Raw genomic sequence first — 20,367 nt, forward strand, 5'->3', positions numbered from 1 at the left:
AAGGTGTCCTCACCGACCTGCGGTCCATTCTGATGTCGTTAACGCCGTCAGCACGTGATCGCGCCATTGTCCGTCAATCAACAGATAATTTTTCGCGTAGCCTTCTTTTTCAAAGCCGAGTCGCGCCAGTAAATCGCCGCTGCGTTTATTGTGCGGCATGTAGTTCGCCATAATGCGATGAATATGTTGCGTACGCTGCATATAACGGATAGCGGCGGTCAGCGCTTCAAACATCAGCCCCTGTCCCTGCCATTTCTGCGCAATGGAATAGCCCAGATAGCAGGCATGGAAAGACCCGCGCACCACGTTAGAAAAGTTTGCTACCCCGATTATCTCCTTTTCATCAGGATCCAGCAGCGCAAAGTAATACGCGGAACCTTGCTTGTGAAATTCGGCAATCATGCCGAGCCGCGCCTGCCAGCCGGAGGGATAGCAGTGGCTTTCATCACGAATCGGTTCCCAGGGTTTCAAGAAATGACGATTTTCTGCGTAATAATCCGCCAGACGCCAGGCATCACGCTCATGCACTAAACGCACGACCAGGCGGTCGGTGGTTAAGCGCACTTTTGGCACGTTACTGCGATAGCCAAACATAGTTATTCCAACTCCTTCCCGAATCGCCGTCGTTATACCCTGATTGATTTACTATACCTGTGCAAAACCACCCTGTGAAAAGTGCAATTTGCCATTTTTTGAATTATTCCTCCATTTTGATGAAAACTCTCTATCAAGATGGACTTTTGATAAAAAAATATTGTCCCGGCGAGGGTGGGCAAAAAGGCAGCAAAGCCGCAGAATAGGAGGTACTTCGCTTTATATACTCTCAATCATCCGAATGCCGCAAATACGGTTGCAATTCGAAGAATGACGAGTGTTTCCCGGGAGGGGAAATGTCGCGTGTCTCGCAGGCCAGGAACCTGGGTAAAACTTTCCTGCTCATCGATAATATGCTGGTCGTGTTGGGCTTCTTCGTCGTGTTCCCGCTGATCTCAATTCGTTTCGTCGATCAAATGGGCTGGGCTGCCGTGATGGTCGGTATTGCGCTTGGCCTGCGCCAGCTTATTCAACAGGGGCTGGGAATTTTTGGCGGCGCGGTTGCCGACCGCTTTGGCGCGAAACCGATGATCGTCACGGGTATGCTGATGCGCGCCGCCGGGTTTGCCACAATGGGAATCGCCCATGAACCCTGGCTTTTATGGTTCTCCTGTTTCCTCTCCGGTCTCGGCGGCACGTTGTTCGATCCGCCGCGCTCTGCGTTGGTGGTAAAACTGATTCGCCCGCATCAGCGGGGTCGCTTCTTCTCAATATTGATGATGCAGGACAGCGCAGGGGCCGTTATCGGCGCGCTATTAGGCAGTTGGCTGTTGCAGTATGACTTCCGTCTGGTCTGCGCCACCGGGGCTCTGTTGTTCGTGCTTTGCGCCGCCTTTAACGCCTGGCTGCTGCCCGCGTGGAAACTCTCTACCGTGCGTATTCCGGTACGGGAAGGGATGGGTCGGGTGCTCAGTGACAAACGCTTTGTCACCTATGTGCTGACGCTGGCGGGCTATTACATGCTGGCGGTACAGGTCATGCTGATGCTGCCGATTATGGTCAATGACATCGCCGGTTCGCCTTCAGCCGTGAAATGGATGTATGCCATTGAGGCCTGCCTCTCGCTGACGCTGCTCTACCCTATTGCGCGCTGGAGCGAAAAACGGTTTCGTCTTGAGCATCGTCTGATGGCCGGTCTGCTGTTGATGTCACTGAGTATGTTACCCGTAGGACTGGTGAGTGACTTGCAACAGTTGTTTACGCTGATTTGCACCTTCTATATTGGTTCGATCATTGCCGAACCTGCCCGTGAAACGCTCAGCGCCTCGCTGTCAGATGCGCGGGCGCGCGGCAGTTATATGGGTTTTAGCCGACTGGGGTTAGCCATAGGAGGTGCTATCGGGTATATCGGCGGCGGTTGGCTGTTTGATATGGGGAAACTGCTCCAGCAACCGGAGCTGCCGTGGATGATGCTGGGGATTATTGGCGTCATCACGTTCCTGGCGCTGGGCTGGCAGTTCAGCCACAAGCGCACGCCGCGCGGCATGCTGGAACCCGGAGCCTGATTTGATACCTGCGCGTGTCTCCTCCATACTGAAAGGGAACTGACAGTCAAATGGAGGAGAAACGTGAAGCTTTATATTTACGATCACTGCCCTTTCTGCATCAAAGCCCGCATGATTTTCGGCCTCAAGAATATCCCCGTCGAACTGAATGTCTTAGCCAATGACGATGACGAAACCCCAACCCGCATGATTGGCCAGAAAATGGTGCCCATTCTGCAAAAGGACGACAGCCGCTATCTGCCTGAAAGCATGGACATCGTCCATTACGTCGATAAACTGGATGGCAAACCGCTGCTCACCGGCAAGAAAAACCCAGCCATTGACGAGTGGTTGCGCAAAGTGAACAGCTACGCCAATCACCTGCTGCTACCCCGCTTTGCAAAATCCGCGTTTGATGAATTTTCCACTCCATCAGCACGTAGATACTTTACTGAAAAGAAAGAGGCGATGATTGGCAGTTTTGCCGACCATCTTGCCCATTCCGCTGGCCTGACAAAAAAGATCAGTGACGATTTACGCGCACTGGATAAGCTCATCGTGCAGCCAAATGGCGTGAACGGTGAACTTTCCGAAGACGATATCCAGTTATTTCCCCTACTGCGTAATCTGACGCTGGTGGCCGGTATCAACTGGCCGACACGTGTCGCAGACTATCGCGACAATATGGCGAAACAGACGCAGATCAATCTGTTATCATCAATGGCGATTTAACGCTCACCGGCGGTGGCCAGGTCACACAGGCTACCGCTATTTTCAGTTTTTTCTACTGGCGGAGTTCGCGCTGGTGACACATGCTGCGTTATGTCAGGATTATGACGACCGCATCATGTAGAGGAACCCCATGAAGAAGATTTTTTTTGCCGCCGCATTGATCGTTGGCGGCCTGTTGACCGGCTGTAATCAGCTCACACAGTACACCGTAAGCGAACAAGAAATTAATCAGGCGCTTGAAAAGCGCAACAACTTTGCCAAAGATATCGGACTTCCGGGCGTTGCCGATGCGCATATCGTACTGAACAACCTTTCCAGCCAGATCGGACGTGAAGAGCCGAACAAAGTGACGCTGACCGGCGACGCAAACCTGGATATGAATTCACTGTTTGGCAGCCAGAAAGCGACCATCAAGCTGAAACTGAAAGCGCTGCCGGTCTTTAATAAAGAAAAAGGGGCCATCTTCCTGCAGGAAATGGAGGTGGTGGATGCCACCGTGACGCCGGAAAAAATGCAGTCGGTGCTGCAAACCCTGATGCCCTATCTGAACCAGTCGCTGCGTAATTACTTTAATCAGCAACCGGCCTATGTCCTGCGTGAAGACAGCAGCAAAGGCGAAGCGCTGGCGAAAAAATATGCCAAAGGCATTGAGGTGAAACCGGGGGAAATCATCATCCCGTTCACGGATTAACCGACAAAGGCGCTGCGGCGCCTTTTTTTACGTGCAAACGAAAACGTTTCCGCATATCCTTTGTTTCCGGCAAAAATGACATCCCCCAGCCGGAGCATATTGATGACTGCACCCTCCCAGGTTTTAAAGATCCGCCGCCCAGACGACTGGCATCTTCACCTTCGCGATGGCGAAATGTTGAAGACGGTCGTGCCGTACACCAGCGACATTTATGCACGTGCGATAGTGATGCCCAACCTGGCGCCACCAATCACCACGGTGGATGCGGCTATCGCCTACCGCCAGCGCATTCTTGATGCGGTCCCTGCCGGACACACCTTCACGCCGCTGATGACCTGCTATTTAACGGACACACTGGATCCCGCTGAACTGGAGCGAGGTTTTCGCGAAGGCGTATTCACCGCAGCCAAACTCTATCCGGCCAATGCCACCACCAACTCCAGCCACGGCGTCACCTCCATTGACGCCATCATGCCGGTCCTTGAGCGTATGGAAAAACTCGGTATGCCGCTGCTGGTGCATGGCGAAGTCACCCACGCTGATATCGACATTTTTGACCGCGAAGCGCGCTTTATTGAAACGGTGATGGAACCTCTGCGCCAGCGCCTGCCCGCGCTGAAAGTCGTCTTTGAGCACATCACCACCAAAGATGCGGCGGAGTATGTCCGTGACGGTAACGAGTTACTGGCTGCGACGATCACGCCACAGCACCTGATGTTTAACCGTAATCACATGCTGGTTGGAGGGATTCGCCCACACCTCTATTGCCTGCCGATCCTCAAGCGCAATGTGCACCAACAGGCATTGCGAGAACTGGTTGCCAGCGGTTTTGAACGCGCCTTCCTCGGCACCGACTCCGCCCCGCATGCCCGTCATCGTAAGGAATCGAGCTGTGGCTGCGCCGGATGCTTTAACGCGCTAACGGCGCTGGCGAGTTACGCGAGCGTATTTGAAGAGATGAATGCCCTGGCGCACTTTGAAGCCTTCTGTTCACTGAACGGTCCGCGATTCTACGGCCTGCCGGTGAATGAGACCTTCATTGAACTGGTACGTGAGGAGCAGCAGGTGCCGGAGAGCATCGCGCTGGCCGACGATACGCTGGTACCGTTCCTCGGGGGCGAAACGGTACGCTGGACGATTAAAAAGTAAAAAAAAATCAGCGCCGCCTGTTGTAACCTGGTCAGGTTAACTGTATAAATAACCAGTATATTCAACAGGGGGCCATTATGCGTATTGAAGTCACCATTGCTAAAACTTCACCTTTGCCTGCCGGTGCGATTGACGCCCTGGCAGGTGAACTCTCCCGCCGTATTACTCACCACTTTCCCGATAATGACGGTAACGTAACCGTTCGTTACGCCGCGGCGAATAATTTGTCCGTGATTGGCGCGACGAAAGAGGATAAAGAACGGATCAGCGAAATTCTCCAGGAAACCTGGGAAAGCGCCGACGACTGGTTCATTAAAGAATAAAAATGCTATGCCGTAGTCTCTTTTGCCGGGTCGCCCCGGCTTTTTTATCCTGTCATTTTTTATCCTGTTATCCTTCAGACAACCTCTTTACTGGCATCATTTAAAAATCCCCCGCGCCCCTGATAATTGATTATATTTTCACCTGTTGCTCAAAAACATTGCACAACATACTTAAAAAGCGTGAACAAGATGGTGATTAATTACTCACAAATTCTTAATTTGCAGAAATTTATGCTCCCCCCTCTTTAAAATCTCAGTGAATACCCTTATTTATTGATATACTGAAGTTGCTTCAGATAAAAACGCATTGAACCTCGAAAACCGTTGTCTTGTAACACGAATTAGGGGGCATGATGGAAAAGAATAATGAAGTCATTCAGACTCATCCGCTTGTGGGATGGGACATCAGCACCGTAGATAGCTATGACGCGCTGATGCTGCGTTTGCACTACCAGACTCCGAATCGTCCTGAACCCGATGGTACGGAAGTCGGCCAAACGCTCTGGTTAACCACCGATGTTGCCAGACAATTTATTTCGATATTAGAAGCCGGCATTGCCAAAATCGAATCCGGCGATTACCAGGTCAATGAGTACCGTCGGCATTAACGAGACGGACATTATCACTTAAAAAGGCACCTTCGTGGTGCCTTTGCTATTTCTGGGTTGTATTACGCATTTCACTTATTTACTCTGCATCAAACGCGACAGCAAAGAGAAACCGATGAAATACGACTTAATCATTATAGGCAGCGGGTCCGTTGGGGCAGCCGCAGGTTATTATGCCACTCGCGCCGGGTTAAACGTTCTGATGACCGACGCACATATGCCGCCGCATCAGCAGGGCAGCCATCACGGCGATACGCGGCTGATACGCCACGCGTACGGTGAAGGTGAAAAATACGTTCCACTGGTGCTACGTGCGCAGGCGCTGTGGGACGAACTCTCCACCCATAATGAAGAACCAATATTTGTACGCTCCGGCGTCATCAATCTCGGCCCAACCGATTCGCCCTTCCTGGCGAACGTCGCGCACAGCGCAAAACAGTGGCAACTGAACGTTGAGCAACTGGATGCTACCGCCATTATGGCGCGCTGGCCTGAAATTCGCGTCCCCGCAGACTACACCGGTCTGTTCGAAGCGGATTCCGGTTTTTTACGCAGCGAGCTGGCGATAAAAACCTGGATCCGTCTGGCAGAAGAAGCCGGATGCGCACAACTCTTCAACTGCCCGGTGACGGCCATTCATCATGATGATGACGGCGGGGTCACCGTTGAAACGGCTGATGGCGAGTACAGTGCAAAGAAAGCGCTGGTGAGCGCCGGTACCTGGGTTCAGACCTTAATCCCCGATCTGCCAATCCAGCCGGTACGAAAAGTGTTTGCCTGGTATCAGGCCGATGGTCGCTATAGCATCAAGAATAAATTCCCGGCCTTCACCGGTGAACTACCCAATGGCGATCAGTACTACGGTTTCCCGGCGGAAAATGACGAGCTGAAAATCGGTAAGCACAACGGCGGGCAACTTATTCATTCAGAGGCGGAACGCAAACCGTTTGCCAGTATCGCCAGCGATGGGTCCGAAGCGTTCCCGTTTCTGCGCAATGTCCTTCCAGGGGTCGGCTGTTGTCTGCACGGTGCGGCCTGCACCTATGACAACTCGCCGGATGAAGACTTTATCATCGACACGCTACCTGACCACGACAACACGCTGATTGTGACCGGGTTAAGTGGTCACGGTTTTAAATTTGCCTCGGTATTGGGTGAAATTGCCGCTGACTTTGCCCAGGGAAAACCATCGGCCTTTGACCTGACGCCATTCAGGCTCTCCCGATTTAAGGCATAATCGCTAACTGGCCTCGTAGTGAGGCCTTTTTTATGGTGATTTAAATATGCGTCGTCTGTTTCTTTATCTGGTCAACAATATTCGCGAGCATTTCATGCTCTACGTTATTTTGTGGTCGCTGCTGGCCATTCTTGATGTTATTTACATCCTGTTTTACTGAGCCTGCTTTATTGACAAATATTGACAAAAGCTGAAAGTTATCTAATTTTCTTTTTGATTTTTTGAATAATATATTCACTTCAACAACCCCGCCAATTGTCACAATACTGTCGTTTATGCCGAATGAATTGAACGGAATCTAAAAGTTCATGCAAAATTATTGAAATAACTTCAAATATCACTCTCATTGTTATTTTTTAGTTGCATTTATGTCTCTGACACGCCATTTTCATTCAATCCTGAGATATGAAATGGAATTTTTATGCAGTTTTCAAATACTCCTCAACGGTATGGTTTTATTTCCGCCCTGCTTCACTGGCTGACCGCTTTAGTGGTCTACGGTATGTTTGCCCTCGGCCTCTGGATGGTGACGCTGAGCTATTACGACGGCTGGTATCACCAGGGGCCGGAACTGCATAAGAGCATTGGGATCCTGCTGATGATGGGGCTGGTCGTTCGGGTTATCTGGCGTCTGCTCTCCCCACCGCCAAAGGCGCTGAAAAGCTATTCGGCCCTGACCCGAGCGGGTGCGACGCTGGGACACCTCGCGTTGTACCTCCTGTTGTTTAGCATTGTCATCAGCGGTTACCTGATCTCGACGGCGGACGGCAAACCGATTAGCGTTTTCGGCTGGTTTGACGTCCCGGCGACCTTCGCAGATGCCGCTGTTCAGGCCGATCTCGCCGGAAGCGTACACCTGTGGCTGGCCTGGACCGTGGTTATTCTTTCCATTCTGCATGGCCTGATGGCCTTTAAACACCACTTTATCGATAAAGACGACACCCTGAATCGCATGTTGGGTAAGTCGTCATCTGACTATGGAGCTCAAAAATGAAAAAAAGCCTGCTGGGTTTAACTCTCGCCTCTCTGCTGTTTGCCACCGGCTCCGCCGTCGCGGCGGATTATAAAATCGACAAAGAGGGACAACATGCCTTTGTTAATTTCCGCATTCAGCACCTGGGGTATAGCTGGTTATACGGAACGTTCAAAGACTTCGACGGAACCTTTACCTTTGATGAAAAGGATCCCGCGGCAGATAAAGTGAACGTGACCATCAACACCAGCAGCGTCGATACCAACCACGCCGAGCGTGATAAGCACCTGCGCAGCGCTGACTTCCTGAATGCGGCGAAATTCCCGCAGGCGACCTTTACCTCTACCAGCGTGAAGAAAGACGGTGATGAACTGGATATCACCGGGAACCTGACGCTTAACGGCGTGACGAAACCGGTAACGCTGGAAGCGAAGATGATCGGTCAGGGGGACGATCCGTGGGGCGGCAAACGTGCGGGTTTTGAAGCCGAAGGGAAAATTAAGCTGAAGGATTTCAACATCACCACCGATCTCGGCCCTGCCTCGCAGGAAGTGGATTTGATCATCTCGGTGGAAGGCGTTCAGCAAAAGTAAAAGAGACATGATGCCCGATAGCGCGTTGCTATCGGGCCTGACATTGCTGGCCGGATACGTATTGTCACCGCCATCCGGCAACACGATTATTCGGCGGGATCCGGAATCCCCAGTTTCGTATTCAGCCGTCCACGCGACTTATTAAAGATCTTATTGCCGTTCTCGCGCCCCGCACGAAGGCGACGCTGTTCTTCTTCCGGCAACACGCTCTCTTCGCAGCAGATCTCGCTACAGCAGCCGTTGTACTTCTGCGCACACGCCGGACACTGAATAAACAGCAGATGGCAACCGTCATTTTTACAGTTCGTGTGGCTGTCGCACGGCGCGCCGCACTGATGACAATGGGCAATCACCTCATCCGAAATGCGCTCACCCATGCGCTCATCAAACACAAAGTTTTTGCCGATGAAACGCACCGGTAACCCCTGCTCACGGGCTTTGCGCGCATACTCAATGATACCGCCTTCAATGTGCCACACTTTGCTGAAGCCGTTGTGCTTCATCCAGGCGCTGGCTTTTTCGCAGCGAATGCCGCCGGTGCAGTACATCACTATCTTTTTATCTTTGTGTTCCTGCATCATCTCGACCGCTTTTGGCAACTGCTCACGGAAGGTGTCGGCCGGAATTTCCAGCGCATTCTCAAAATGGCCCACTTCATATTCATAGTGGTTACGCATATCGATGAACAGCGCATCCGGGTCGTCGAGCATCGCGTTCACTTCAGCGGCCTTCAGATAATCGCCGACATCACTGGCGTCAAAGCTCGGATCCTCAATGCCATCCGCCACTATCCGCTCACGCACTTTCATCCGCAGCACCCAGAAGGATTTCCCGTCGTCCTCCAGCGCAATATTCAGACGCACGCCGTCGAGTGCGGGATCAAAGGCATACAACTGCTGGCGAAACGCCGCAACCTGGCTTTGCGGTACGCTGATTTGGGCGTTAATTCCTTCATGCGCCAGATAGATGCGACCAAAAACATTCAGCGCTGTTAACTTTTGATACAACGCATCGCGTGTGGCCTGCGGGTCTGCGATGGTAAAATATTTATAGAATGAAATGGTTGTGCGCGGCTCAGTTTCAGCCAACATCTGGGCTCTGAGGGCGTCATTGGAAATGCGGTTATGTAACACTGGCATGGTGTACGAGTCCTGCAATAAGTGAAAATCAGAATCGGCGGCATCATATAGCAATCAGTGCCAATTTACATCCATACATTTTGCGCTACATTTCTTTCTTCAAACTAAAAAATTAACAACATTTGCTGCATTTATCGCCATCCTGGAGCCACAAATTTTTTCTGAAAGCGAAAAAATGCAACAATACAGATAATTGCCCGTTTTAAGGTATACAACAGGAAAGACATGACGAATTTACCTAAGTTCTCCGCAGCATTACTGCATCCACGGTATTGGTTAACCTGGCTCGGTATTGGCTCACTTTGGTTGGTCGTGCAGTTGCCCTATCCGATTCTCTATCGTCTTGGCCATACGATCGGCCACCTGGCGTTTCGTCTGATGAAGCGTCGGACGAAAATTGCATATCGTAATCTCGAACTCTGTTTTCCCGAGATGAGCGAGCGTGAACGCCATGCGATGGTGGTCAAAAATTTTGAATCCGTCGGTATGGGCCTGCTGGAAACCGGAATGGCCTGGTTCTGGTCCGATCGTCGCATCGCCCGCTGGACCGAAGTGATCGGCATGGAGCATATTCGTGACGTTCAGGCCCAGCAGCGAGGCATTTTGTTGGTGGGGCTGCACTTTTTAACTCTGGAACTGGGCGCGCGCCAGTTTGGCTTGCAGGAACCCGGCATCGGCGTCTATCGGCCGAATGATAATCCACTGCTCGACTGGCTCCAGACCTGGGGACGTATGCGCTCCAACAAATCCATGCTCGATCGCAAAGACCTGAAAGGGATGATTAGGGCGCTGAAAAAAGGCGAAGTGGTCTGGTATGCGCCAGACCACGACTATGGCCCGCGCTCCAGCGTATTCGTCCCGCTTTTTGCCGTCGAGCAGGCCGCCACCACCTCCGGCACCTGGATGCTCGCGCGAATGTCCAGCGCCTGCCTGGTGCCGTTTGTGCCGCGTCGCAAGCCCGATGGCAAAGGCTACCAGTTGATTATGTTGCCGCCAGAGTGCTCACCGCCGCTGGATGACGCAGAGACCACCGCCGCCTGGATGAACAAGGTTGTCGAGAAGTGCATCATGATGGCGCCGGAACAGTACATGTGGCTGCACCGCCGCTTCAAAACGCGTCCTGCCGGCGTACCTTCCCGCTATTAAATCCTGCAAAGCAGTCCTTTCGGGCTGCTTTTTCACCACTTTTAGCGATAAAAGCTCCCCACATTGCGACCCCCCGCCTACAGGCGCATAATGAATATGCTTAATTTATATTCGTTTTTTTGCCCGATCGCGCTAACAGCGCATCACACGCGGATCGCTATGTCACCCTCTGATACCCCCATCAACTGGAAACGTAATCTCACCGTCGCCTGGCTCGGCTGTTTCTTAACCGGCGCCGCATTTAGCCTGGTGATGCCGTTTTTACCGTTATACGTCGAACAACTCGGCGTGACGGGCCACAGTGCGCTCAATATGTGGTCCGGGCTGGTTTTCAGTATTACGTTTCTTTTCTCCGCTATCGCCTCTCCCTTCTGGGGCGGACTCGCTGACCGTAAAGGCAGAAAGATAATGCTGCTGCGCTCTGCGCTGGGGATGGCGATAGTGATGTTGCTGATGGGCGTTGCGCAGAATATCTGGCAGTTTCTGGTACTGCGCGCGCTGCTTGGACTGCTGGGCGGATTCGTCCCCAACGCCAACGCGCTGATCGCCACCCAGGTCCCGCGTAATAAAAGCGGCTGGGCGCTGGGAACGCTCTCTACTGGCGGCGTCAGCGGTGCGCTGCTCAGCCCGCTGGCGGGCGGCCTGCTCGCCGACCAGTATGGCCTGCGCCCGGTTTTCTTCATCACCGCAACGGTACTGCTGATCTGTTTTTTACTGACGCTGTTTTTTATTCGCGAGAACTATAAACCGATCAGCAAGAAAGAGATGCTGCGCGTCCGGGAAGTGGTCGCCACGCTTAAAAACCCGAAACTGGTACTGAGTCTGTTTGTCACAACACTGATTATCCAGGTGGCGACCGGGTCCATTGCGCCAATTCTGACGCTTTACGTGCGGGAACTGGCAGGTAACGTCAGTAATATTGCGTTTATCAGCGGGATGATCGCCTCCGTGCCCGGCGTCGCCGCGTTACTCAGCGCGCCACGGTTAGGCAAGCTGGGGGACCGCATCGGACCGGAGAAAATCCTCATCGTCGCGCTGATTCTTTCTGTTTTACTGCTGATCCCGATGTCCTTTGTTCAGACCCCGTGGCAACTGGCGGTACTGCGTTTTTTACTGGGAGCTGCCGACGGCGCGCTGCTACCGGCGGTGCAGACGCTGCTGGTCTACAACTCTACAAACCAAATTGCCGGGCGCATCTTCAGTTATAACCAGTCGTTTCGCGATATTGGCAACGTGACCGGCCCATTAATGGGCGCAGCGATTTCCGCTAACTATGGCTTTCGCGCGGTCTTTCTGGTCACCGCCGGGGTGGTGCTGTTTAACGCCATTTATTCCTGGAACAGCCTGCGCCGTCGCGCGCTCTCGCGAACCGTGGGATGATTTTTCAGCATTCATACTTGCATAACCGGAGAATCAGCTATTCTTTCCCTGAATACCTCGTCAAATCAAAGGGAGACTCTGATGACCATGTATGCAACGCTGGAAGAAGCCATTGACTCAGCCCGTGAAGAATTTATGGCGGACCATCCTGAGCTTGAGCAGGACGAAGCCAATGTACAGCAGCTTAACGTGCAAAAGTACGTGCTACAGGATGGCGACATCATGTGGCAGGTCGAGTTTTTTGCCGACGAAGGAGAGGAAGGCGAATGCCTGCCGATGCTCAGTGGCGAAGCTGCCCAAAGCGTCTTTGACGGCGATTATGATGAGATAGAGATCCGCCAGGAATGGCTGGAAGAGAATACGCTGCACGAATGGGATGAAGGTGAATTTCAGCTTGAGCCCCCGCTGGACACCGAAGAGGGTCAAACCGCAGCCGATGAGTGGGATGAACGGTAATTACTCGTAAGGGCCGTGATGCATATCGAGCGGCAACAGCAGCGTATCAAACACCAGCGAGAAGGGCAGATCGAGGATGGTGACATAGCGCCATGCTGAGTCCCGGACGTCCCACTGCACTCCCGGATAGTACTGGTTGCCATGCCCCTGCCCGGGGATTGTCCGACTGATAATGCTGCCGCACCCGCTTAATAGCATTACCATGATACCCACCGCTATGAGTCGCACGTGATACCTCATCATTCGTTTTCTTCAGTATAAAAAAATACCGGCGCAGGCCGGTATTTTTCAGATGATTCAGCCGGATGGCGCCTACTGATTTTTCAGCGCCTGCGGGTTCAGGGTAATGTCCTGATAGTAACTCACCCACGATGAATACTTCTCTGGCGAGTTCCAGACACGATAGTGTAAACGTGCCATCGTCACCGGATCGCTCAGCAGTACCAGACGGCGGTCGCGATTCAGTTTTTCCGGCGTTTCGTTCAGGGCTTGTTCGACGTGACGATCGCGGGCAATTTCCAGCACATGGCTTGCCCGATGACGTGCCGTCGCCATCGCCGTTGCCAGCGCATTAAACGACGGGTTGAACACCGCATGCATAAAGCCATCGTCGAGCGCGCGTTTACGGTTCATCACCAGATACTTATCGGTATCCACCAGTACCTGCGGCGGCGAATACTCTTCCGGGATCAGGAACAGCTTCCAGCGTTTGGTACGCAAACCGACCGTTGAACGGCTGGAGATCACCGAGACAAACGGCGACAGGATCAGCGAGACGACAATCGGTGCCAGCCAGAACAGGAAGCGCAGATCCAACCACGCCATTCCGACCGCCCACACCAGCCCCAGCAGCAACTGCGAACCGTGACGCATAAACGCTTCGCCCCACGGAGTCGAGTCATCGTCGCGCTGCGGCGAATTCCAGACCACTTCCCAACCGAGGAAGGCGCTCACCACGAAGACGGTGTGGAACAGCATGCGCACCGGCGCCAGCAGCACGGAGAACAGCACCTCCAGCAGCAGCGACAGGGTGACGCGAATGAATCCACCGAACTCTTTGGTGCCTTTACACCAGATGAGCAGAATACTCAGCAGTTTAGGCAGGAACAGCAGCACCATCGTTGAAGCAAACAGCGCAATCGCCAGTTCAGGACGCCACTGCGGCCAGACCGGGAACAGCTGGCGCGGTTGCAGGAAGTATTGCGGCTCGGTGAGCGCGTGTACCACCTGCAGCGCGGTCGACAGCGCGAGGAACATAAACCACAATGGCGCGGAGAGATAAGACATCACCCCGGTCAGGAACACGGCGCGGTGAACCGGGTGCATCCCTTTCACAAGGAACAGACGGAAGTTCATCAGGTTGCCGTGACACCAGCGGCGGTCACGCTTCAGTTCGTCCAGCAGGTTTGGCGGCAGCTCTTCATAGGAGCCGGGCAGATCGTAAGCAATCCACACGCCCCACCCTGCACGACGCATCAGCGCCGCTTCCACGAAGTCGTGCGACAGGATAGAACCGGCGAAAGAGCCTTCACCCGGCAGCGGCGCCAGCGCACAGTGTTCAATGAACGGCTTCACGCGGATGATGGCGTTGTGGCCCCAGTAGTGGGATTCACCCAACTGCCAGAAGTGCAAACCGGCGGTGAACAAAGGTCCATATACGCGCGTCGCAAACTGCTGACAGCGAGCATACAGGGTGTCCATGCCGGACGCCTTCGGCGATGACTGAATGATCCCGGCATTCGGGTTCGCTTCCATCAAACGCACCAGACCGCTCAGGCATTCACCGGTCATGACGGAGTCAGCGTCCAGTACCACCATGTAGCTGTACTGGCTGCCCCAGCGACGGCAGAAGTCATCAATGTTACCGCTTTTACGCTTCACACGACGGCGACGACGGCGATAGAAAATCTGCCCTTCGCCCTGCACTTCAGCAATCAGTTCCATCCACGCCTTTTGCTCTGCGACGCAGATATCGGGGTTGTAGCTGTCACTGAGAATGTAGACATCAAAATGCTCGCCGTTGCCGGTCGCTTTTACCGATTCCCATGTGGCGCGCAGGCCCGCAAAAACGCGATCAACGTCTTCGTTACAGATCGGCATAATCAGCGCGGTACGGTGCTGCGGATTCAGCGGTTCATCCCCAACCGTTGACGCCGAAATACTGTACTTATCACGCCCAATCAGCAATTGCAGGAAGCCCATCAGCGCGGTCCAGAACCCGGCAGAAACCCAGCAGAACAGCACTGCAAAGAGGATCAAAATACCGGTTTGCAGCATATACGGCAGCAACTGCATGAAGGAGACCCACAGGTCCTGCCCGACCATATCCGCCGGATTGATCAGCGCCCAGCCCTGATACGGCAGAATCGTCTTCATGTACCAGGTCGCGACGACCGTCTGCGCCAACGTCAGCAACAGCAGCGTGTAACGGCGAATGGTGCCGACGGTACGCCACTTCTGCTCACTTTCCTGCTCTTCTTTGGTCAGCCGCGCCAGATAGCGCGGCGTGACGTCACGCCCACGCAGGCGGTCCCAGAAACGCCCAACCGGGTTGGTACGCCAGGGATCGGGAAACATTGATGACCGTTTGGCTTTCGGCATCGCCTGAAGCTGGTCGCGCCCTTCGTCATCTTTGATCAGTTGCCCTTCGCCCAGCGAGTCTGGCCAGGCTTGTTGCAGACGGGCTTTGACAGAACCCTGCGGTGAATCGTCTTCTCGCGAGTAACGGCGATGCTCGGCATCCAGCGCTTCATGCACCGCGCGAATGTCAGTTTTCGGCAATGCCGCTTTCTCGATGTCCGAGAGCGGCAAGGCGTCAATGTACTCAGTTGTCTTATTCATTGGCAGGTAACTGGTAGCTCCAGGTTTCACTCAACGTCTGATCGGCATTGACCAATGCAGCACGCATTTCAGTGGTTTTCTTCGCATCTTTCACTTTCACGCGCATCGTCATACGCCAACCTTTAGTGACCGGGTTGTAACGCACCGTTGTTTCCACGATCTCGCCGTTATCACCGATGCTGGTTTGCGCGGTGACCGGAGTATCCTGCGGTAGTTTTTTCATGTCCGTGCCGGTGAAGTCCACCACGAAGGCTATCGTGCCGTCAGGCTGGCGAATGAGATTCGACTGTTTGACATCGCCGGTGGAACGACGTGTCTGCTGCACCCAGGCGTTATCTGGCGCATGAAGTTTGTCTTCATCGCGGCTAAACGTCAGGGTGTATTTGAAGTTCATCTCTTTGCCCGGTTCAGGCAGTTGATCCGGCGTCCAGTAAGCCACGATGTTATCGTTGGTTTCATCATTGGTTGGAATTTCAACCAGTTCAATCTTACCTTTGCCCCACTCGCCTTTTGGCGTGATCCAGGCGCTTGGGCGCAGATCGTAACGGTCTTCGAGATCTTCAAAGCGTGAGAACTGACGGCCACGCTGCAGCAGGCCAAACCCCTGCGGGTTTTCCATTGCAAAACTGCTCACCGCAAGATGTTTCGGGTTATTCAGCGGACGCCAGATCCATTCGCCGTTGCCGGCATGAATCGACAAGCCGTTGGAGTCATGCAGTTCCGGACGGTAGTTGGTTGCCGGAGAAGGCTGGTTCGGCCCGTACAGGAACATACTGGTTAACGGCGCCACGCCCAGTTTGCCGACCTTATCGCGCAGGTAGACTTTCGATTGCACGTCGACGACGGTGTCACGTCCAGGGATTATCACAAAACGATAGGCCCCGGCCGCTCGCGGAGAGTCCAGTAATGCATAAATCGTCAGGCGTTTGTCAGTCGGTTTTGGACGTTCGATCCAGAACTCACGGAAGCGGGGAAATTCTTCACCTGAGGGCAGCGCGGTATCAATGGCCAGACCGCGTGCAGACAGACCATAAACCTGACCGGCACCCAGAACGCGGAAATAGCTCGCGCCAAGCATACTGACGATTTCATCATTTTTCTCTTTGCTGTTGATCGGGTACAACACTTTGAAACCCGCAAAGCCGAGATCTTTTACTGTGTCTTTATCATGCTGCACATCGCCAAAGTTAAAGTAGTCCGGGCTGTATTTGATTCTTTTGACAGCGGTTGCCGTGACTTCATTGATTTTGACCGGTGTGTCGAAGTACATACCCTGGTGGTAAAATTCGAGCTTAAATGGGGTCTTGAGATTGCTCCAGTAAGCTTTATCGCGATTAAACTGGATCTGCTGATAGTCCGCATATTTCATGTCGCGGAAAACGGAGGGCAAGTTACTTTTTGGCGCCTCATAGCCTTTACCGGCTAAGGATTGAGCTTGCTTTGCAACGTCATCGATGGAGAAGGCCCAGGCCGACGACGTGTACAGCGTTAACATGACTGCCGCACCCAACCAACGCATTTTCATCATTTGTGATTTATGTTTCATAATTAGTAAGCACTTCCCCCTTTGTGTGCTTATATCGATCCGATCTATTTTAATGGATAATCAGGCATTAGGACAACTGAATCCCTGCATTGTTCAGCACGCTGGCTCATGGTTTAGGCACCTCGCCGGACCCTTTTTCACTTTGCGTGCTTATCCTGGAGACAGGTCGTTGTTCTTCGTGTAGGGTTGCCACCGACTGTAACTATTAATCGGCTTAGGGATAAGACGATTAGTCTGAGAATCTGAGAATACGAAAACCTCTATGAATCCCGTACCCGCACAGCGTGAATATTTTCTTGACTCCATCCGCGCCTGGCTGATGTTGTTGGGTATTCCCTTCCATATCTCATTGATCTATTCCGGCCATAGCTGGCATGTGAACAGCGCTGAGCCCTCATGGTGGCTGACCCTGTTTAATGATTTTATCCATTCCTTCCGGATGCAGGTCTTTTTCGTTATTTCCGGTTATTTTTCGTACATGTTATTCCTGCGTTATCCGCTGAATCGCTGGTGGAAAGTACGCGTCGAACGCGTGGGTATTCCAATGCTTACCGCTATTCCTTTGCTGACGTTGCCGCAATTTATTATGTTGCAATATGTCAAAGGTAAAGCCGATAGCTGGCATTCACTCTCGCTGTATGAAAAATATAATACGCTGGTCTGGGAGTTAATTTCTCATCTCTGGTTTTTACTGGTACTGGTGGTATTAACAACCGTCAGTTTGTGGGTATTTAGCCGGATGCGAAAAAATCTGGAAAAATCGGATAAAAAACGGCTGGCCGCCGTGTCGATGGGCAAACTGACGCTGATCTTTTTCTTCCTGGGTATGGGTTACGCGGTGGTGCGACGGACGCTGTTCATTGTTTATCCACCGATTCTCAGTGACGGCTTGTTTAATTTCGTCGCGATGCAAACGCTCTTTTATGTGCCTTTCTTTATGCTGGGCGCGCTGGCCTTTATCTCACCCGAACTGAAGGCCCTTTTCACCACGCCTTCCCGGGGATGTACGCTGGGGGCGGTTTTCGCCTTCATCGCCTATTTGCTGAATCAGCGCTACGGCAGTGGCGACGCCTGGATGTACGAAACGGAATATGTCATCACCATGGTGCTCGGATTATGGATGGTCAATGTGGTGTTTTCCCTCGGCCATCGTTTACTCAATTTCCAGTCAGCCCGCGTCACCTATTTTGTCAATGCGTCGCTGTTTATCTATCTGGTGCATCATCCGTTAACGCTGTTTTACGGTGCGTGGATCACGCCGCATATTAGGTCGAATCTGCTGGGCTTTCTCTGCGGACTGATCTTTGTCGTGGGTATCGCACTGGTATTGTACGAAATTCATTTGCGCATTCCGCTGTTCAAATTCCTGTTCTCCGGTAAGCCGGCGGTCAGGCAGGAACAAAGCAAAAAAGTGACCAGCTAACGCTTGCTGCTACGTTAAAGCAGCCACTCGACAGGCAATAGCGTTGCCAGTCGTACCAGAACCCGCTTCCAGAATCCTGTGGCGGGTTCTTTTTTTAACACCAGCTCCTGGTCCTGCTGTCGATCCACCCAGTTGATTCGCCCCCAGCGATCGAGCCGCAGTTGCCAGGCCGCATCGCGTTGGCTTTCGGTGAATCGTCGGTGGATCAGCGTCGCCAGCGTCTCGCTTTCAATCACAAAGCCCATCTCGGTGTTCAACAACGTGGAACGCGGATCAAAATTGAGCGAGCCAATGAACACTTTACGCCCGTCAATGCTGAACGTCTTGGCGTGCAGGCTGGAGCCGGAATTACCGGTCAGTCCGCGATCGTGAAGGACGATGTCGCGTTCACGCGTCGGCTTTAACTCGTACAGTTCTACGCCATAACGTAACAGTTTTTTCCGCCAGCGCGCGTAACCAGCATGCACCACCGCCACATCATTAGCGGCTAGTGAGTTGGTGAGGATCGCAATTTTGACGCCTTTACGCACCAGTTTCAGCAACTGGGCGACGCCTGCCCGGGTCGGGACAAAATAGGCAGAGATGATGTCAATCCGTTCTGCTGGTGAGCCCATCACGTCAAACAATCGTTGTGGCAGCAAAGAGTGACGCTGCGCTTTCCCCTCGCCTTTTGAAGGATCGTCACTTAACAGCCGGGTCTTCGCCCAGATGAGCGGTAGCGCCCCGCGATCGAGATGGGTCATAAAGGCGCTGGTTTCCAGTTTATGCTGGTATCGGCGGGTGATCGGGTCATTGTACCAGCTCTCGGGTAACTCGATGCGCTCGGTGATTTCTTGCTCCGACAGTGCCAGCACCGATTTCAACGTCGAGACCGACGCGCAGCGCCAGTAGCGTTCAAAATCCTCCGCGACCTCCCTGACGACGGGGCCTATCGCCATCACGTCCAGGTCGGAAAATAGCGGTTCCTCCCCCGCGCCGAAATAGGCATCGCCTATGTTTCGCCCGCCCACCAGGGTGACGACACCATCTGCGGTATAGCTTTTGTTATGCATCCGCCGATTGAGCCGGGCAAAATCGGTCAGATAGCCCAACATTCGTAGCATGCGAAAAGAGAACGGATTAAACAGGCGAACTTCAATGTTGGGATGAGCGTCAAGCAGTTGCAGGGTGTTATCCAGCCCCGGCGTGTTGTTGTCATCAAGCAACAGGCGCACATGGACGCCGCGTTTTGCCGCCGCCAGCAGAACGGCGAACAACAGCCGCCCGGACATGTCGTCTTCCCAGATGTAGTACTGAACATCCAGCGTACGCTCCGCCATTTCCGCCAGACGATAGCGGGCGGCAAAGGCGTCCAGACTGTCATCCAGCGCAAGAATGCCACACTCTCCGGGATGATTTTCACACAGAGGAGCTGTTGCGCGGGCGAGCCGGGTCAGTTCATTCATCGCCTTGCTGGGTGAGTAAACGCTGGTAGAGTCGGGCTGTTTCTTCGTCATAACAGACAAAGTATATCTGCTCAGGTAAAGCGCGACGGGTAATAAATTCCGAAACGGTCTTGAGTGCAATTTCTGCCGCCGCCGCACGCGGATATCCATAGACTCCGGTGCTGATTGCCGGGAATGCAATAGAGGTGTAGCCATTGGCCAGCGCCAGATTCAGGCTATTGAAGTACGCATCCTGTAACTGTTGCGCTTCGTTATGCTCGCCGCCGCGCCAGATTGGGCCGACGGTGTGAATGACCGCTTTGGCGGGAAGGTTACCCGCAAGCGTGATCACCGCATGACCCGTTGGGCACTCGCCCTGCTGCTGCCTGACCTTCATGCAGGCTTCCAGTAATGCGGGACCCGCGGCGCGGTGGATCGCCCCATCAACGCCTCCGCCCCCCATCAGTGATGAGTTAGCGGCATTGACGATGACATCAACCGCGACGGTGGTGATATCCCCCTGGATAACATGAATACGCGATTCCATAGAATCTCCTTGCTTCACTCTATTCTGTAAGTGTACAGCAGGGGTTCCCTTGAAATCGCTTTTTTCGTGAGTTTGTCTGAC

21 protein-coding genes are annotated in these 20,367 nt (G+C 53.2%); 14 read left to right on the forward strand and 7 right to left on the reverse strand.

Annotated elements, in window-relative coordinates; all coding sequences use genetic code 11:
- Positions 1–9 precede the first annotated feature (9 nt).
- A complete protein-coding gene (gene rimJ, locus QQZ17_RS03970) occupies positions 10–594 on the reverse strand; it encodes a ribosomal protein S5-alanine N-acetyltransferase (protein WP_152405092.1) in 585 nt (194 codons plus the stop codon).
- A gap of 296 nt (positions 595–890) precedes the next feature.
- Here rimJ and mdtH point away from each other — a divergent pair, with 296 nt between their 5' ends.
- From mdtH to QQZ17_RS04020, 10 genes are all read left to right on the forward strand, one after another.
- Positions 891–2,099, forward strand: coding sequence for a multidrug efflux MFS transporter MdtH (gene mdtH / locus QQZ17_RS03975; protein WP_152405093.1), 1,209 nt, complete (start codon positions 891–893; stop codon positions 2,097–2,099).
- Positions 2,100–2,162: 63 nt separating this feature from the next.
- Positions 2,163–2,810, forward strand: coding sequence for a glutaredoxin 2 (gene grxB / locus QQZ17_RS03980; RefSeq protein ID WP_152405094.1), 648 nt, complete (start codon positions 2,163–2,165; stop codon positions 2,808–2,810).
- 130 nt (positions 2,811–2,940) lie between these two features.
- Positions 2,941–3,501, forward strand: a complete 561-nt coding sequence (locus QQZ17_RS03985; protein WP_152405095.1) for a lipoprotein — start codon at positions 2,941–2,943, stop codon at positions 3,499–3,501.
- Between the two features lie 102 nt (positions 3,502–3,603).
- On the forward strand, positions 3,604–4,650 hold the full coding sequence (gene pyrC / locus QQZ17_RS03990) for a dihydroorotase (RefSeq protein WP_152405096.1): 1,047 nt from the start codon (positions 3,604–3,606) through the stop codon (positions 4,648–4,650).
- A 77-nt stretch (positions 4,651–4,727) separates the two neighbouring features.
- A complete protein-coding gene (gene dinI / locus QQZ17_RS03995) occupies positions 4,728–4,973 on the forward strand; it encodes a DNA damage-inducible protein I (protein ID WP_042319691.1) in 246 nt (81 codons plus the stop codon).
- Between the two features lie 353 nt (positions 4,974–5,326).
- Positions 5,327–5,581, forward strand: coding sequence for a biofilm formation regulator BssS (gene bssS, locus QQZ17_RS04000; protein WP_042320092.1), 255 nt, complete (start codon positions 5,327–5,329; stop codon positions 5,579–5,581).
- Between the two features lie 115 nt (positions 5,582–5,696).
- The gene (gene solA / locus QQZ17_RS04005) at positions 5,697–6,818 is read left to right on the forward strand and encodes an N-methyl-L-tryptophan oxidase (RefSeq protein ID WP_152405097.1); all 1,122 of its coding nucleotides are present in this window, start codon (positions 5,697–5,699) and stop codon (positions 6,816–6,818) included.
- Between the two features lie 46 nt (positions 6,819–6,864).
- Positions 6,865–6,978: a YceO family protein gene (locus tag QQZ17_RS04010; protein ID WP_043001014.1), complete on the forward strand. Its 114-nt coding sequence runs from the start codon at positions 6,865–6,867 to the stop codon at positions 6,976–6,978.
- A 261-nt stretch (positions 6,979–7,239) separates the two neighbouring features.
- Entirely contained in the window at positions 7,240–7,812 is a 573-nt protein-coding gene (locus QQZ17_RS04015) for a cytochrome b (RefSeq protein ID WP_152405098.1), read from the forward strand.
- Positions 7,809–8,384, forward strand: a complete 576-nt coding sequence (locus QQZ17_RS04020) for a YceI family protein (protein WP_152405099.1) — start codon at positions 7,809–7,811, stop codon at positions 8,382–8,384. The genes QQZ17_RS04015 and QQZ17_RS04020 overlap by 4 nt, the downstream gene beginning before the upstream one ends.
- A gap of 86 nt (positions 8,385–8,470) precedes the next feature.
- Here the strand turns inward: QQZ17_RS04020 and trhO are convergent, their stop codons facing one another.
- Positions 8,471–9,523, reverse strand: a complete 1,053-nt coding sequence (gene trhO / locus QQZ17_RS04025) for an oxygen-dependent tRNA uridine(34) hydroxylase TrhO (RefSeq protein ID WP_152405100.1) — start codon at positions 9,521–9,523, stop codon at positions 8,471–8,473.
- A 225-nt stretch (positions 9,524–9,748) separates the two neighbouring features.
- On the opposite strand from trhO, the gene QQZ17_RS04030 reads away from it, so the two are divergent.
- The 3 genes from QQZ17_RS04030 to QQZ17_RS04040 all read left to right on the forward strand — a co-directional run bounded on the left by QQZ17_RS04030 (position 9,749) and on the right by QQZ17_RS04040 (position 12,505).
- The gene (locus tag QQZ17_RS04030; RefSeq protein ID WP_152405101.1) at positions 9,749–10,669 is read left to right on the forward strand and encodes a Kdo(2)-lipid IV(A) acyltransferase; all 921 of its coding nucleotides are present in this window, start codon (positions 9,749–9,751) and stop codon (positions 10,667–10,669) included.
- A gap of 159 nt (positions 10,670–10,828) precedes the next feature.
- A complete protein-coding gene (gene mdtG / locus QQZ17_RS04035; RefSeq protein ID WP_152405102.1) occupies positions 10,829–12,049 on the forward strand; it encodes a multidrug efflux MFS transporter MdtG in 1,221 nt (406 codons plus the stop codon).
- Between the two features lie 81 nt (positions 12,050–12,130).
- Positions 12,131–12,505 (forward strand): MysB family protein, encoded by a 375-nt coding sequence (locus QQZ17_RS04040; protein ID WP_042319704.1) that lies wholly within the window; start codon positions 12,131–12,133, stop codon positions 12,503–12,505.
- On the opposite strand, the gene QQZ17_RS04045 is transcribed toward QQZ17_RS04040, so the two are convergent.
- The 3 genes from QQZ17_RS04045 to mdoG form a co-directional block, all read right to left on the reverse strand.
- Positions 12,506–12,733, reverse strand: coding sequence for a YceK/YidQ family lipoprotein (locus tag QQZ17_RS04045; RefSeq protein WP_152406352.1), 228 nt, complete (start codon positions 12,731–12,733; stop codon positions 12,506–12,508).
- 84 nt (positions 12,734–12,817) lie between these two features.
- Complete coding sequence (gene mdoH, locus QQZ17_RS04050; protein ID WP_152405103.1) at positions 12,818–15,346, reverse strand: glucans biosynthesis glucosyltransferase MdoH; 2,529 nt, start codon at positions 15,344–15,346, stop codon at positions 12,818–12,820.
- Positions 15,339–16,874, reverse strand: coding sequence for a glucans biosynthesis protein MdoG (mdoG, locus tag QQZ17_RS04055; RefSeq protein ID WP_152405104.1), 1,536 nt, complete (start codon positions 16,872–16,874; stop codon positions 15,339–15,341). Before mdoG ends, mdoH begins: the two co-directional genes overlap by 8 nt.
- 280 nt (positions 16,875–17,154) lie before the next feature.
- Between mdoG and mdoC the strand changes: the two genes are divergently transcribed.
- Entirely contained in the window at positions 17,155–18,315 is a 1,161-nt protein-coding gene (gene mdoC, locus QQZ17_RS04060; RefSeq protein ID WP_152405105.1) for a glucans biosynthesis protein MdoC, read from the forward strand.
- 14 nt (positions 18,316–18,329) lie between these two features.
- Here mdoC and QQZ17_RS04065 read toward each other — a convergent pair whose 3' ends face one another.
- Together QQZ17_RS04065 and ymdB are read right to left on the reverse strand one after the other, a co-directional pair.
- Positions 18,330–19,811, reverse strand: coding sequence for a phospholipase D family protein (locus QQZ17_RS04065; protein ID WP_152405106.1), 1,482 nt, complete (start codon positions 19,809–19,811; stop codon positions 18,330–18,332).
- Positions 19,753–20,286, reverse strand: a complete 534-nt coding sequence (gene ymdB, locus QQZ17_RS04070; RefSeq protein WP_152405107.1) for an O-acetyl-ADP-ribose deacetylase — start codon at positions 20,284–20,286, stop codon at positions 19,753–19,755. The genes QQZ17_RS04065 and ymdB overlap by 59 nt, the downstream gene beginning before the upstream one ends.
- Positions 20,287–20,367: the final 81 nt, after the last annotated feature.

Origin of the sequence: Citrobacter sp. T1.2D-1 (assembly GCF_950098555.1) — a bacterium.
GTDB classification, from domain to species: Bacteria; Pseudomonadota; Gammaproteobacteria; order Enterobacterales; family Enterobacteriaceae; genus Citrobacter_A; species Citrobacter_A telavivensis.